Annotated in this window: 12 protein-coding genes and 3 pseudogenes; 10 read left to right on the forward strand and 5 right to left on the reverse strand. The window is 68.3% G+C overall.

Annotation, left to right across the window (positions count from 1 at the left end):
* A pseudogene (locus F7R91_RS42310) lies at window positions 1-209 on the forward strand (hypothetical protein); the annotation flags it as partial.
* A gap of 41 nt (window positions 210-250) precedes the next feature.
* Here F7R91_RS42310 and F7R91_RS34380 read toward each other — a convergent pair.
* Window positions 251-1,581 (reverse strand): annotated as a pseudogene (locus F7R91_RS34380) (APC family permease); the annotation flags it as partial.
* Between the two features lie 143 nt (window positions 1,582-1,724).
* Here F7R91_RS34380 and F7R91_RS34385 point away from each other — a divergent pair.
* The 3 genes from F7R91_RS34385 (at window position 1,725) to F7R91_RS34400 (ending at window position 4,454) form a co-directional block, all read left to right on the forward strand.
* Window positions 1,725-2,333, forward strand: coding sequence for a TetR/AcrR family transcriptional regulator (locus F7R91_RS34385; RefSeq protein ID WP_191971761.1), 609 nt, complete (start codon window positions 1,725-1,727; stop codon window positions 2,331-2,333).
* A 397-nt stretch (window positions 2,334-2,730) separates the two neighbouring features.
* The gene (locus F7R91_RS34395) at window positions 2,731-3,411 is read left to right on the forward strand and encodes an RNA polymerase sigma factor (RefSeq protein ID WP_150956196.1); all 681 of its coding nucleotides are present in this window, start codon (window positions 2,731-2,733) and stop codon (window positions 3,409-3,411) included.
* Window positions 3,408-4,454 carry a CU044_5270 family protein gene (locus F7R91_RS34400; RefSeq protein ID WP_150956201.1) on the forward strand — a complete coding sequence of 349 codons (1,047 nt, stop codon included), beginning with the start codon at window positions 3,408-3,410 and terminating at the stop codon, window positions 4,452-4,454. The genes F7R91_RS34395 and F7R91_RS34400 overlap by 4 nt, the downstream gene beginning before the upstream one ends.
* A gap of 537 nt (window positions 4,455-4,991) precedes the next feature.
* Here F7R91_RS34400 and F7R91_RS34405 read toward each other — a convergent pair.
* Complete coding sequence (locus F7R91_RS34405) at window positions 4,992-5,219, reverse strand: hypothetical protein (protein WP_150956203.1); 228 nt, start codon at window positions 5,217-5,219, stop codon at window positions 4,992-4,994.
* Window positions 5,220-5,416: 197 nt separating this feature from the next.
* On the opposite strand from F7R91_RS34405, the gene F7R91_RS34410 reads away from it, so the two are divergent.
* Both F7R91_RS34410 and F7R91_RS34415 read left to right on the forward strand, forming a co-directional pair.
* Entirely contained in the window at window positions 5,417-5,641 is a 225-nt protein-coding gene (locus F7R91_RS34410) for a hypothetical protein (RefSeq protein WP_150956206.1), read from the forward strand.
* Between the two features lie 170 nt (window positions 5,642-5,811).
* Window positions 5,812-8,655, forward strand: a complete 2,844-nt coding sequence (locus F7R91_RS34415) for an AfsR/SARP family transcriptional regulator (RefSeq protein WP_150956209.1) — start codon at window positions 5,812-5,814, stop codon at window positions 8,653-8,655.
* 84 nt (window positions 8,656-8,739) lie between these two features.
* On the opposite strand, the gene F7R91_RS34420 is transcribed toward F7R91_RS34415, so the two are convergent.
* Entirely contained in the window at window positions 8,740-8,922 is a 183-nt protein-coding gene (locus F7R91_RS34420; protein ID WP_150956211.1) for a hypothetical protein, read from the reverse strand.
* A gap of 546 nt (window positions 8,923-9,468) precedes the next feature.
* Between F7R91_RS34420 and F7R91_RS34425 the strand changes: the two genes are divergently transcribed.
* From F7R91_RS34425 to F7R91_RS34435, 3 genes and pseudogenes are all read left to right on the forward strand, one after another.
* On the forward strand, window positions 9,469-10,503 hold the full coding sequence (locus F7R91_RS34425) for an AraC family transcriptional regulator (RefSeq protein ID WP_150956213.1): 1,035 nt from the start codon (window positions 9,469-9,471) through the stop codon (window positions 10,501-10,503).
* Window positions 10,504-10,800: 297 nt separating this feature from the next.
* Window positions 10,801-11,217, forward strand: coding sequence for a PAS domain-containing protein (locus F7R91_RS44430; protein WP_150956216.1), 417 nt, complete (start codon window positions 10,801-10,803; stop codon window positions 11,215-11,217).
* Window positions 11,124-11,890: pseudogene (locus F7R91_RS34435) on the forward strand (SpoIIE family protein phosphatase); the annotation flags it as partial. The gene F7R91_RS44430 and the pseudogene F7R91_RS34435, both read left to right, overlap by 94 nt.
* Window positions 11,891-12,109: 219 nt before the next feature.
* Here F7R91_RS34435 and F7R91_RS34440 read toward each other — a convergent pair.
* Window positions 12,110-12,991, reverse strand: coding sequence for a hypothetical protein (locus tag F7R91_RS34440; RefSeq protein ID WP_150956219.1), 882 nt, complete (start codon window positions 12,989-12,991; stop codon window positions 12,110-12,112).
* Between the two features lie 239 nt (window positions 12,992-13,230).
* On the opposite strand from F7R91_RS34440, the gene F7R91_RS34445 reads away from it, so the two are divergent.
* A complete protein-coding gene (locus F7R91_RS34445; RefSeq protein WP_150956222.1) occupies window positions 13,231-13,527 on the forward strand; it encodes a WXG100 family type VII secretion target in 297 nt (98 codons plus the stop codon).
* Between the two features lie 226 nt (window positions 13,528-13,753).
* Here F7R91_RS34445 and F7R91_RS34450 read toward each other — a convergent pair whose 3' ends face one another.
* Window positions 13,754-14,248 carry a sigma-70 family RNA polymerase sigma factor gene (locus F7R91_RS34450; RefSeq protein WP_225320953.1) on the reverse strand — a complete coding sequence of 165 codons (495 nt, stop codon included), beginning with the start codon at window positions 14,246-14,248 and terminating at the stop codon, window positions 13,754-13,756.
* Window positions 14,249-14,302 lie beyond the last annotated feature (54 nt).

Here is a 14,302-nt window from a genome sequence, read left to right on the forward strand (position 1 = left end):
CGGTTCTTAGGGGGCGGGGACGCAGCAATGCGTCCCCGCTACCCGACGAGCTGTTCTTCTCAGCGACGACCCGCCGGGTGCTGCGGCACGGCGACTTCTCCAGCCGCGACGACCTCATCGACAAACTAGACACCTACGTGATCAACCACAACACCACCGCCAAGCCCTACCGCTGGACCTACGACGGCACCCCGCTCAAAACTTCCTGATGCCCCAACACCCCTCCACGAACTTGCGCGGAGCAGCACTAGACCATTGGGAACAGGCCGACGGCGAGACCGCCGATGCCGATGGCGATCGAGGCGGCGCTGAGCTCACCGAGAGACTCGATGAAGATCCAGAACATGAACAGGGCGCCCAGGAACGGCCATAGCCCGCCGAAGAGGAAGTTGGCCGGGGACGCCAGCAGCATCTTGCGGTAGGCGACGACTACGGCCAGGCCGGTCAGCCTGTAGTAGACGGCGATCTGCAGGCCGATGGCGGAGATGGCGTCCGAGAGGACGTCGCCGACCGTGCCCAGGGAATTGGAGGCGACGAACAGCACCAAAGCCACTGCGCCGGCCACAGTGATGGCCACCCACGGGGTGTTCCACCTGCGGTGCACCTTGCCCAGTGCGGCGGGCATGGTGCGGTCGCGGCCCATGGCGAACAGCGACCGGGTGACCTGGAGGAGGGTGGTCTCCAGTGGCGATCGTGGACAGCATGACGGAGAGGACCATCAGTTGGCCGCCCCAGCCGGGCCAGATCTCCTCACCCAGCGCGGCCAGGACGTTGGTGTCGTTCGCCTGGATCTGCTCCGAAGTGAGGATGACGTTCACGGCGATGGTGAACCCCTCGAACAGGAGGAAGACGATACCCACGCCGATCAGCCCCGCGAGGCCCGTGGTGCGGCGGCTGTCGCGGGTCTCCTCACTGAGATTGCTCGTGACGTCCCAGCCCCAGTAGTAGAACGCGGCGATCAGTGCGCCGGAGGCGAATCCGTTCATCCCGTCGAAGTGCCCGACGCCGAGCCAGGACCAGTCGAAGGGCCGGGCGTGGCCGCTGTGCACGAGGGCACCGATCGCGAAGAGGGCCAGAATGCCCAGTTCCACGCCGGACATGATCAGTTGTGCGCGGACAGTGAGCCGTGCCCCGCCCAGCACGACGAGCAGCATGATCAGGAACCAGCCGGCGCCGACGACGGTGGTCACAGCGGTGTTGTCGGCCAGCGAGGGGGCGAAGAGCGAGAGGGTCATCGCCCCGGCGGGCAGCGAACCGGCGACCAAGAAGATCGTCGCGGACACCACCAGTGCCCAGCCGCTGATGAAGCCCAGGAAGGGGTGGAGCGTGCGCCCACCCACGAGTAACTGGCGCCCGCGTTCACGTCGATCCGGCCGAGGTAGCTGAACGCGAGCGCGATGCCCAGCATGGGTATCGCGCAGTACAGCAGGGCGGCAGGGCTGGCCAGGCCCACCGCGCCGACCAGACCGCGCTGGTCGCGGTCAGCGAGTACGCCGGGGCGCTGCCGGCGACCGCCATCACGACGGTGTCGAACGTACCGAGGGCGTTGGCCTGAAGCCCTCTGCCCTTGTGGTTGCCCATGGATCCGCTGCTTTCCGTCACGCACGATACGGGGGAGTTCACTCCCTGCTACGCAGCCGGTCCCGGAGGGGTTCTCACGCGGCGGCCCGATGCACAACCGTGACTCACTGAACGGATCCGTCGCCCAGCGTTAGGCTGTGCTTGTGCCCCGACCTGCCAATCCTCTCGTACGCGAGAGACTCCTCGACGCCGGACTGACCCTTTTCCATGCTCGCGGCATCAACGCGGTGGGCATCAAGGAGATCACGGACACGGCCGGCGTCCCGAAGGGATCGTTCTACAGCTACTACGACAGCAAGAACGCCTTCGTGGCTGCGGTCATCGACCACTGCTGGTCCGGAGTCATCGGTGATCACGGCCTTCTCCTCACCGACACGTCGACCCCGGCCGTGAGCCGCCTCCTGGCATTCTTCGAGGCTCTGGCTCAGGAACATGCCGAGCGGGGATTCGAGCTCGGGTGTCTCCTCGGCAATCTCGCTCTCGAACTGACCGATGACAACGGGGAAGCACGGCACCGGCTGGCGGACGTCATGGACCAGTGGTCGGCGCTCATCGGTGCGTGTCTGGAACAGGCTAGAAGCGAGGTCGACGTCACCGAGACCACCACGACGACGGAGCTGGCATCGATGATCATCGAGTGCTGGGAGGGAGCTGTCATGCGCGGCCGCGTCGACCGGAGCCGCGTTCCGTTCGATCGATTCCTTACCGTGTCGCTACCCCGTCTGCTGGACACGGCCCGGGTGTCTGTCTAGCGCCGACCGCTTCTGCTGACCTGCTTTTTCGCGCGCCCGCTTCGACACGCGGTTCCGGCGCGCATGCAGCAGCCACGCGAGCGACCTTTTCCCACCGGCGTGACAGAACCACGAACCCCTTGGTGCCCTTAGGTTCGACGCCCAAGATCCTGTCCGGCAGGTCATGAGGGAAGTCAGATGCCGGTACCACAAGCGGTCGGACGTCGCTGACTGCCGCGAGCTTCCGGTTCGCCGTGCTCTCCTCGCAGCGGTGCTCGACCGACGGCAGCACGGTGACCGCCCCGCCCCGCCCCGGCCCGGGCCGCGGGCGGCAGCCGCAGCCAGGCAATGAACTCGCCGACGTCTTCCAAACGCACCGCCCGGCCCGGGAGCCACATGTCTCCTGACCGTGTGACGTATGTCATGGGAACCTGCCCTGCCGCGCGGACAATTGCCGGACGTGGACTACCCATTGCACACCCGGATACGGGCAGGCGACCCCGAGGCGTTCCGCGAGCTCTTCCAAGACCACGCCCGACTGGTGCACCGGCACGCGGTGCGCGTGACCGGGGACTGGGCCGTCGCCGAGGACGTCGTCTCGCTGACCTTCCTGGAGGCGTGGCGGCTGCGCGCCAAGCTGCGGAACGAGGGCGACAGCCTGCGCCCCTGGCTGATGGGCATCGCCGTGAACGTGCTGCGCAACACCACCCGCGCCGCGCGCCGCCACCAGCGGGCCCTGGAGCGCCTGCCGGCAAAGGAGACGGTCCCGGACTTCGCCGACGAACTGGTCGGCCGCATCGCCGATGCCGACCAACTGGCCGCCGCCCAGCGGGCGCTGAAGAAGCTGCGCCGGAGCGAGCGCGAGGTCTTCACACTCTGTGTGTGGTCCGGGCTCAGCTACGCGGAGACGGCGGCCGTGCTCGGCGTCCCGGTCGGCACCGTTCGCTCCCGCCTGTCCCGCGCCCGCAAACAGCTGAGCAGGCGTGCCGACGAAGAACTGAGAAAACGTACGGAACCGCTACCACGCAACGGACAAGTACAGGGTGGCCGCACTTCTGCGGCCAGGTCACACGAGTCGCACGAGGAGAGCTCCGAATGATCCGCAAGAAGTCACGGCGCGAGGAGTCGCTGGACCACGCGGAGCTGGCCCGGTTGCTGCCGGCGCCGGGAGACCCGCAGCTGTCGCTCGACCGTCACCTTCTTCTGGAGGAGCACCTGATGAACGAGATCCAGTGCACTGCACCGGCCCCCGCCCCTGCGGCGTCCCGCCGCCCACGCCGTGCCCTGCTGATTGGTGTCCCGGTCACCGCCGCTGCCTTGGCCGGCGTATTCGCCTTCACCATGCTGACCGGTTCCCGGGGTGCCACGACCGCGGCCACCCCGCCTCCGGTCGAGGCACCAGTCGTCCGTATCGAGCCCGGCAGCACCGCCCAGCTCGCCTCCACCGTCCAGCGCATCGCCGCCGCCGCCTTGGCCCGCAAGACGCCCGAGCCCGGCCCGGGCCAGTACATCTACATCAAGAGCGAGGTCTCCTACCTGTCCGTTTCGCACACCGACACCAACCCGTCCAAGGCAATGGTCCAGCCCGTGCACATCCGTGAGTCCTGGCGTTCCCCCGACGGACGCAAGGGATGGCTCGATGAACCCGGCTACCAGCCCAAGGGAGGCGTCACCCTCGACAGTGACGTCACCCGCGACTCGTACAACGAGACCAAGACGCTGCCCACCGATCCCGCGGCACTGCTGAAGAAGATCTACGCCCGCACGAACGACGAGAGCGACCGGGACCAGCAGGCCTTCACCGCCATCGGCGACATCGTCATCGAGCAGCTGGTTCCTGCCGGTACCTCCGCCGCCCTCTACCGGGCCGCGGCCAAGATCCCGGGGGTTGTGGTGGTGGACCATGCCAAGGACGCCGCTGGACGCGACGGCATCGCCCTGGCCCGCGTGGACCAGCAGAGCGGCGAACGCACCGAGTGGATCTTCGACCGCAAGACATACGCCTATCTCGGCAGCCGAGGTGTCCAGGTCAAGCAGTTCGAAGACATCAAGCCCGGCACAGTCATCCAACGTACCGCCGTGCTGCAGCGGGCCGTCGTCGACGCCGAGAAGCAGCGCCCCGGCGAGCAAGGTGCCGTCTGACCGTTGTCAGGGCGCGTATCGGGTTGTGATCAATTGTGAGGGCGGTGGGGGTGGGGGGCCGTGAGGGCGGGGGAGCGCAGCGAACGGAGCGGAACCCTGGTTGTGCAACAGCCAAGTTGTTCGGGATGCTGCTCCTCCCATGTGAGTGGGTGGGGTGGTGTCAGCGGGTTGGGCGCCACCGAGCTCGTACTACCTCGTACTACTCGGTCCAGCCGGCCGAGCTGCAGGTCGCCCAGGGAGACGCGCCCCGGGTTCCGCGCGACAGCGTTGGAGGGGCCCGCCGAGGTCTACGCCGACGCCATCGAGGACGACCCCTTAACCGGCGTCGACCGGTTCGCCAACGGCCTCGACAACTCGAGCGCCCGGCCGGGCCGGAGCTGTGTCATCGGCTACGGCGACGACCAGGCCGTCGGCTACGCCTACGGCGCCGTCCCCCCGCCGAACGCCCGGTGGTGGGGCGGACTGCTCACCGAGGCCGACGAGGACCTGGTGTGCAGGGCGGGGGCGAGTCCGTCGCCGAGCCGGGCCGCGACGGTGTCACGGGGCGGCGTCCTGGTCGACTTCTCCGACCGCCGCCAGGATCCCGGCGGTCAGCGCGGCTGCCTTCTCCCGCGTGGCCTGGACGGGAGGGTCGGCATCGACGCGCTGGAGCACCGTGCGGTCGTTCCCGATCAACGCCTCGATGATGGCCTGCAGTTGTTCCCGGATGCTCCCCAGCTCCGCCTTTGCCCGCTTGACCTGCAACGCGACCCGCTTGCAGAACACAACACCCCATGCGCTGGTACGACTTCAGCGCCGGCAGCTGGGCCAGTAGATGCTCGTCGCAGTCGGCACGGGCGGCGGCCCACTCGACCTCGTCACGGTTCGGCGCAAAGAACCGGCTTCATTGACAGACGACTGGTCACTTATTATCTGGGAGGCTTCATCCGTCTCCCGAATCGATCCCGACCAGGAGTCCGACCATGACGTCCGCCCGGACCAGCCTCTATGCGGAACACTCCACGCCCGCGCTTCCGGCCGGGGGCCTGCAGCTGGACCTTGCTCACACGACCCTGGTCGTCACCGACCCGCAGATCGACTTCCTCAGTCCGGAAGGGGTCACCTGGGAGATCTTCGGCGCCGGCATGCTGGTGAGTGCCACCTGGTCGACCGCCGAGGCCGTCACGGCGCTGCGGGGCAGCCGATGACGACACCGTGGACGATCGCGCAGATTCTCCAGACGCCCGATCATGGACCATCCGGGCGGCGGATCGTAGCGTCGCAGACAGCCGCGCCGACGGCCGCAGCGACGTCATCCACGTCCAGAACACGCACCGGTGGAAGGCACAGCACGCGGTACGAGCAGGGGAGAACGTGAGTGGGGGAGCAACTTCGCTTCGCTGTTCTGGGACCCGTCCGTGGCTGGCGGGGGCCGGACGAGGTTGATCTCGGACCCCCGAAGCAGCGTGCCGTCCTCGCCATACTGCTGCTCGGCGAAGGCGCACAGGTCTCGGTCCAGACGCTGGTCGACGCCATCTGGGGCACCGAATCACCGGGGTCCGCGCTGAGTTCGCTGCGCACCTACGTGTATCGGCTGCGTCAACTGCTCGGGGCCCCCGCAATCCTTTCAGTGGGCGACGGCTACCAGATGTCCACCTGTCCCGACTCACTCGACCTGACCGCCTTCCGCCACCTCGTCGGCCGGGCGGAGCAGGCCCGATGCGACAACGACGGCAAGACCGCCGCCCGGTACCTGAACGACGCCCTCGCTCACTGGCAGGGGACAGCGCTGACCGGAATCCGCGGCGAGTACGCCCAGGCACAGCGCGACCGGCTCGAACGACTGCGGCTTTCGGCCATGGAGGCAAGCTTCGCGGTCCGGCTCGACCTGGGCGAGCACACCGACATCGCAAGGGAACTGGCCTCACTGGTGGCCGAGCACCCGATGGACGAACGGTTCCGGGAGATGCTGATGCTCGCCCTGTACCGGTCGGGACGCCAGGCCGAGGCGCTCATGACCTACGGCGAGGCCCGCTCGCTTCTCGCCGACGAGTTGGGAATCGACCCGGGACCTGAACTCCGCGCCATGTACGAGCGCATCCTGCGGGCGGACGTCGCGCTGACCACCCCACCGGCACCCACACCACCACACCAACCAAAGCAGGCGCCCCGACATGCGACGCCCGCACAGCTCCCCGCCGATCTGCCGGCCTTTGTCGGGCGCGCGGCCGAGCTCGCCCAGGTCGACATGATGCTCGACGGCGACGACGGACTACCCGCCCACGTCGGCGTCGCGGTCATCTCCGGCATGGCCGGAGTCGGCAAGAGCACGTTCGCAGTCCACTGGGCTCACCGCGTCGCCTCGCGCTTCCCCGACGGCCAGCTGTACATCAACCTCAGGGGTTTCGACCCGGCCGGACTCCCGGTCTCCCCGGACCGGGCACTGCGCACCGTTCTTGAGTCATTCGGCACCGAACCGATCAGCCTGCCGCAGGATGCCGACGCACTCGCGGCCTGCTACCGCACGCAACTCGCCGGGCGGCAAGTGCTGCTCCTGCTGGACAACGCCCGCGACGCCCAGCAAGTGCGCCCGCTGCTTCCCGCGAACCCGGGCTGCATGGTGATCGTCACCAGCAGGAACCGGCTGTCCAGCCTGATCGCCACCGACGGGGCCCGCCCCGTCCACCTCGACGTGCTCACCGTCACGGAGGGGCGCGACTTCCTCGCACGCAGACTGAGCGCCAACCGGGCAGCCGCCGAGCCCGCAGCCCTCGACGAGATCATCGAACACTGCGCCCGCCTGCCACTCGCCCTGTCCATCGCGGCCGCACGCGCGCTGGCCCGTTCGGCCTTTCCCCTCGCGACTCTCGCCGGTGAACTGGGCGACGGCCAAAGCCGCCTGAACACCCTGAGCGACCGCGACGCGGCAGCCGACGTACGCGCCGTCTTCTCATGGTCGTATCACGCCCTCACCCCCGCCTCCGCACGCCTGTTCCGGCTGATCGCCCTGCACCCGGGCCCGGACACCTCGCTCGCCGCCGCGGCGAGCCTCGCCGGCCTCACCGTCCCGCACACGCACCAGCTGCTGACCGAACTGACAGAGGCCCACCTCGTGGACGAGTCCGTGCCCGGCCGGTACGCCATTCACGATCTGCTGCGCGCATACGCCGACGAGCTGACCCACGCCACCGACGCACCGGACGAGCAGCATGCCGCCCGCCTCCGCGCGCTGGACCACTATCTGCACAGTGCGCACCACGCAGGGCGGGCGTACTCGCCCGACCGGCACGCCATCGCGCTGCCCGCACCCTCTCAGGGTGTCCAGGCCGAGGAATTCCCCGCGGGTCCAGAACGCGCCGGGTCGGCCGCAGCCTGGTTCGACACCGAACAAGCCGTACTGATGGCGGCCATCAGAACAGCGGCCGTCCACGGGTGTGACACGCACACCTGGCAACTCGCCTGGGCCATCGGCCACCATCTGGACCGGAAGGCTCACTGGCACGACCTAGAAGCGACCCAGCACATGGCGATGGAGGCAGCCAAGCGCCTTGAAGACCCCTGCGCCCAGGCGCACGTCCACCAGAACCTCGCACGGGCCGCGGCCCCTCTCGGCCGGGTCGAGGAGGCACGCAACCACATGGAGCGTGCCGTGGAACTCTTCACCGCCGCAGACGAGATCAGCGCCTGCGCAGACAGCCACCGGGCGCTGAGCTGGGTGGCCGAGCAGCAGGGCGACCTGGAGGCTGCGCTGTCCCACGCCCAGCAGTCCCTCGCTCGGCATCGGGCGACCGACGAGGAGGGCCCGCGCACCGCTGCGGCGCTCAACGCCGTCGGCTGGTGCCACGCCCTGCTCGGACAGCACCAACAGGCGCTCGATCACTGTCAGGAAGCCCTGGCCATAGCGGTGGTTCACCACCGTCCCTACCTCGCAGCGGACATCTGGGACAGCATCGGCCTCGCCCAGCACCACCTGGGACGGCATCCCGAGGCCGTCGCCGGCTACGAACAGGCCCTCGCTCTCTACCGCACAGTCGGCGTCCCTTATGCCGAGGCCGACACGCTGCGCCGCCTGGGGGACACCCACCTCTCGTCGGGCCGCCTGGAACAGGCCCGTGCGGCATGGACGCAGGCCCTCGCCGTTCTGGAACGACTCGACCATGCCGACAAGGAGGCCGTCCGAGCCCAGCTCAAAGCCCTCACGACGAACCCACCTTGTCGCTGACGCGCCGGTAGGGCTCCTCCGCCGACTCGCCCAGAAGAGGCCCGGCCAGCCAGGTGTTGTTGGTCCACCCAACAGATGTGTTGCTCACCAAGCGCCAACTCGCCGGCCGGGCTGCGGGCGAACCAGCCGCCCCCGGAGGAGCCCGGTGGCGTGGTACGTCGCCTTGTGCTGCTGTGCGGGCACCGGGCCGGGCTCAGGGTCCGTTGTGCCGGAGTCCTCGCCGATGCCGTTCGGCACACCGGTGTCCGCGGACCGGGCCTGTGCCATGCGCCGGATGCTCCACAGCCCTTCCACAACGGGGTTGGTGAAGGCCGACAGCCGTTCTGAGGAATCGCAACCGGTCCTCACCGCGACGAGCAACGGCGCGGTGACGCCATCAGCGACGCGTGTACGGAGGGTCAAGGGCATCCTTCAACTCGGGCGGAGCCCGGGGCGGGTGGAACTAAACGGGGGGGGGGAACCGCCCCACCCGCCCCGGAGATCAGGGGTTGCGGTCGGACACGGCGCCCACATGGCCCGCCCGATCGCTCGCTTTCTGCTGCGCGTTGTTCTGTCTGGCCCGTCCTGCGAAGCCCACGGGGCCGACACGGCGTGCTGCTTGGCGTCCGAAGCGGAGCCGACAACCCCCTCTACGGAGCCGGCCCCGGCCGGGTTCTCCCGCAGCCGACCGATACACAACCGTGATAAACGATCAGGCGGTGTCGGCCAGGTGCGGACCTCAATCGGCCCGGCCCGCCGCGGCGGCGACGGGCCGCGACCACTGTTCCGCAACGCGACGAGCGGCCCGGTCGAGACTCCGCTACCTTGCGCGACATGACACCATCGGCTGACCCACTGTCCGATGTCCTCGCCTCGTTGCACATAAGGGCCGGATCACTGTCCGGGCTGGAGGCACGGGGCAGCTGGGCACTTCGCTTCCAGGTCCACGAGCACATCAAGATCGGGGCCGTACTCGACGGGAGCTGCTGGCTGAGCGTCGACAACGCCGAGCCGGTACGCCTCGAGGCCGGCGACTGCTTTCTCCTCGCTGCGCGAGAATCCTTCACCATCTCCAGTGACAGAAGAACGCCGCACCGCAGCGCCGAGGAGCTCTACCGGGCGGCAGACAGCCGCATTGTGCAGCTCGGGCACAACCTCGCGACTGGAGCCCAGGAGCGGACACTTGTCGTCGGCAGCAGCATCGACTTTCTCGACACCACGGTCGCCCTGCTGCTCGGCGGCCTGCCGCCCATGGTCCACATCCGCGCCGGAACGCCCCAGGCGCAGGCGATCCAGCCGCTGCTGGGGGTCTTCCTCGACGAGGTGAGCGCCGTGCGCGCGGGCACCTCCGTGATGTCGGACCGGCTCACCGAGATCCTCTTCATCCAGGCGCTGCGAGCTGTCGTGGCGGCGGACATGCCGGACGGTACATCGCTGCCGGGCTGGCTGGGGGCCCTCAATGACCCGCGCATCAGCCGTGTGCTGCTGCTGATGCACCAGAAGGCCGGCCATCCATGGACGGTCTCCGCGCTCGGCGCCCAGGTGGGCATGGGCCGGGCGAGCTTTGCCGCCCGGTTCAAGGAACTCGTCGGACTGCCGCCGCTCGTCTATCTCCAACGCTGGCGGATACTGGCCGCCGGCCAGGAACTGCGACGCGGCGAGCGGACCGTGGCCTCGGTGGCTGCTCAGTGGGGATACTCCTCTGAGAGTGCTTTGAGCACCGCCTTCAAACGGATCACGGGCATCTCCCCAGCCCAGTACCGAAGCGCCCCGGCGGAAGCCGTGATCGCGACGCGGGTCGGCTGGCCCGCGGTCCCCTTCCGCGTCCCGACCGCATCAGAAACGCGCGCAGGTTCTCCGGACGCTTGATCACGGTCTGCCAGGCGGGCGGCCCGTGGCGTGGCAGGCAGCCGCGCGGAGGGCCGCGGCGCCGTCAACGACGAGCGGACGCGGTCAGCGCACAGCCGGACCCCTGTCCCGACTGGTGCCAGATCGATGCCTCCGACCGGATGCCCCTGAAGTCGTGACGCGCACGCGCATGCGGCCGGGGCACTGGCGCCGGCAGGCCCCCGTGGCCGCAGGCTCGCCGGGCCGGATCTTCCAACGGTTACTCTCTGTACATCGGCCATACCGGTGGGGTGCAGGCCGCAGTACTAGACTGACTGCGTGCATGCGAGCGGGGCCGCCGCCACAGTTCTCATCAACCCGAGCGGCACTGTTGCGGGCTGGAGCCAGGGCGCCCAGATCCTGCTGGGATGGAGCGCTGAGGAGGCTGTCAGCCGATCGGCGGACGAGCTGTTCGGCGTGGGTTTCTCAAGGGCACTCAGCCGGGTTCTCGATGAGGAGCTCAACCCCGTCCGACTGACCGTCCAGGCCAAGAACGGCACGGTGGTGAATGCCGAGTTGACCGCTCACCCGTGCGAGGACCGCGGCGGGCGTCCGCTGGGCGCCTTCCTGACCGTGTCTGGCGGGGGGCCGGCTTCCGTCAGCTGTATGCAGTGTACGACCCTGTCACCAGCCACTGCGCGATGGCCACCGCCGGCCATCCGCTGCCCGTCCTCGTCACGCCCGATGGCAGCGTGACACCCGTCTCGGGGGCCGTCGGACCACCCCTCGGTATCGGGGGCCTGCCCTTCGAAGTCACCGAGCTGGAACTGTCCCAAGGGAGCATCCTGGTCCTGTTCAGTGACGGTCTGATCGAGTCCCACCACCACGACATCGATCACGGGATGAGGGACCTGTGCCACCTTCTCGTACAACCGATGGAGAACCTGGAAGCCCTCTGCGACGCCGTTGTCGGAGCGCTTGTGGGCGGACGGCCCGTTGATGACGTCGCGCTGCTGATCGCTCGCACCCGCGTACTGTCCCCGGGGCAGGTCGCCACCTGCGACATCCCACCGGATCCCAGCACGGTTCAACGCGCCCGGAAGTGGGCAATCCAGCAGCTGCGGAAATGGGGCCTGACGGAGGAGGAGTTCGTCACCGAACTCGTGGTGAGCGAGCTGGTCACCAATGCCATCCGGTACGGCGCTCCACCGATCCAGCTACGCCTCATCCGCGACCGTACGCTCACCTGTGAAGTCTCAGACGGATCGAGCACCGCACCCCACCTGCGGCACGCCCGCGTGTTCGACGAGGGCGGACGCGGCCTGTTGCTGGTCGCCAGCTCACTGAGAACTGGGGTACCCGGCAGACCACCAAAGGCAAGACGATCTGGTGTGAACAGATGCCCGGTATGGGCGTGCCCCACGTGTGAGAGACGACCTGTTGACTTCCTCCTCCGGCTGAAGGCGGCAGCTTCACCAGGCGCACTTGTACCCCAGCATCATGCGGAGGTCTGTCCAGGCCGTGTCGGAGATGGCTCGCGCGAGCTTGCCGTACACCGGGACGGGCGAGTTCGGACTCTCAGGCGAATGCGCGGGCCCGCCCGCCCGAGGATTCGGACCAGGCGGGCCGGCGTTCGGCACCGAGCGTTTCAGCCGAGGAAGCGAACGGACTTCACCGTGCCGAATCCGATGGCGGAGAGATCCTGGACGTTCCCACTGACGACCTTTACGTTGCCCGTGCAGTCGGGTCCGTCCCAGATCTTGAGGGCGCCGCTGACCTGGAGCGAGCCGGAGAAGCGGACGTTCCGGCAGCCGGGGCCTGCCACTCCCTGGGAGGGGTCGGCGAAGTTCGGGCCCTGGAAGAAGGTGGCGCTGCTCGCGGGCGAGGCCTGCGGATCGACGCTGGCACCAGCACCGCCACCGGACTGACCGCCACCGGCCTTCTCACCGTCCGGCGTGACGCCGAACCAGGTGCCTCCCACGCCCTGGCCGTTGGTGTCCCCGGCCTTCGTGTCCTTGCTGAAGAGGTAGACGGGCCAGCCGCCGATGGTGACCTGGAACGCGCCGTCGCGCTCGATGAAGCCGATCGCCGACTTGTCGATCCCGTCGAGGAAGACCTTCCCGCCACGCGCGACCAGATACGGCGGCCAAGTGGTGGCGCACTCCCCGCTGCAGTTGGACTTCGACGGGTCTGCGGTGTCCTTGTCGAACCGGTACAGCGTGAAGCCGGCCCCATTGACCACGACCGGATCCAGTTGTCCGGCGCGTCCGGCCGACAGCTGCACCCACTTGCGGGCCACCGGCTTCTTCGCCGCCACAGCGGGTGCCGCGTCGGGTGACAAGTCACCGGTATTTGCGGGCGCGTTGTTCTGCCGTGCCGTGCCGTTCTGGAAGGACAGTTCGCCGGCCCCGGATGCGGAGGACGATGCGGATGCGCCCGCGTCGTTGGCGTCGTTTCCGCCGCAGGCGGAAAGCAGAAGAACACCTACTGCCGCGACAGAAGCGAGCGCTGCGGCTCGTGTACGGAACATCGAGAGATACCCCCGAAAATTGCTGATCGTTCCGCTCCGGACGTTCCGAAGCGATCAGCCCCTGCTACGGACCCGGCTCTTGAGGGGTTCTCAGCACATGGCTCCGAGACACAACCGTGACCCGTATCGAACGCCGCGGACCTTCCAACAGGTGCGGAGAACCCGTCAATAAGCCACCGCGTAGTCAGGGGCGTGACGGCAGTGGAAGCTGTCGCGAGCCCAACGCGGAAGGAACCCCAATGGCCGTTCCGAGAAAGATGGATCCAGAGGACATCGAGGAGGCGGCGAACTGGCTGCGCAACCAGAAGGAGACGCTCCGGCAGGGGCTCCTGGAGGCCGACACCAAGATGGCCGATGTCGTCGCCGCCGCGTACAGTGCGCCCGGCTCGGAAACCAGGTTCAGGCCGTACTGGAACGAGTACAACACCGGAACAAGGGACGCTCTTCAGGGTCTGGAGGGCGTCAGCCGGTTCCTGTCCTCCGTCGCCCGTGCCTTCGTGGACACGGACGACCAGACGGCCGGTTCCATCGGATGAGTCTGGCTCGCGAAGGGGCATTCACTGCTCCCACGGTCTGGGACCAGAGCCGACGGCGCTGACTTCCACGGAAGCGTGACCGAGGGGCGTGCTGACCGGAACGGCGGCCCGGGGCAGTTCGAGATCACGCTCACGCTTCCGGCGGCCCACCCCCGCAGGGCTGTTCCACGCATCGATGCCGCAACGGTGCCATACCAGGGACCGTGGTGAGCACCTGCGGGGCTTCTCACCGGTATGACTGAACTCCTTGGGACGCCAAGGCTCGGCGCAGGGCGTTCAGCGCGTGGCTGGTGCGGGACTTCACCGTGCCGATCGGCAGGGCCAGTGCTGCCGCGGTGTCCTCGACACTCTGATCGAGGTAGTACCTGTACACGAGTACCTCACGGTGGAACGGGGCCAGCTCGGCCATCGCCTGCTTCAGTACGTGCGCGGTCAGTGAGTGTTCTCCGGGGTCGAACACCACGTCGGTGTCCAGGGCCGACGGGGACACCTCGACAGGACGCGCACGACGGGCCCGGAGCGCGTCGATGGCCAGCCGCCGGACGACGGTGAAGAGCCACGGACGCGCCAGGCCTTCAGTGGAGACGAGCCGGTCCGCATGCCGCCAGGCCCGCAGAAATGCCTCCTGGACAAGGTCCTCTGCACTGTGGAAGTCACCCAGGGTGAGTGTATTGGCGAAGCGCAGCAGGTGAACGTCCTCGGCCGCACTGATCGCTTGCATGAAGGCTTGACCCTTGTGCGCGGCCGCTTTCCCGGAGGCCGTAGCGTGCTGCGA

This window comes from Streptomyces luteolifulvus (genome assembly GCF_008806595.1).
Lineage (GTDB): Bacteria > Actinomycetota > Actinomycetes > Streptomycetales > Streptomycetaceae > Streptomyces > Streptomyces luteolifulvus.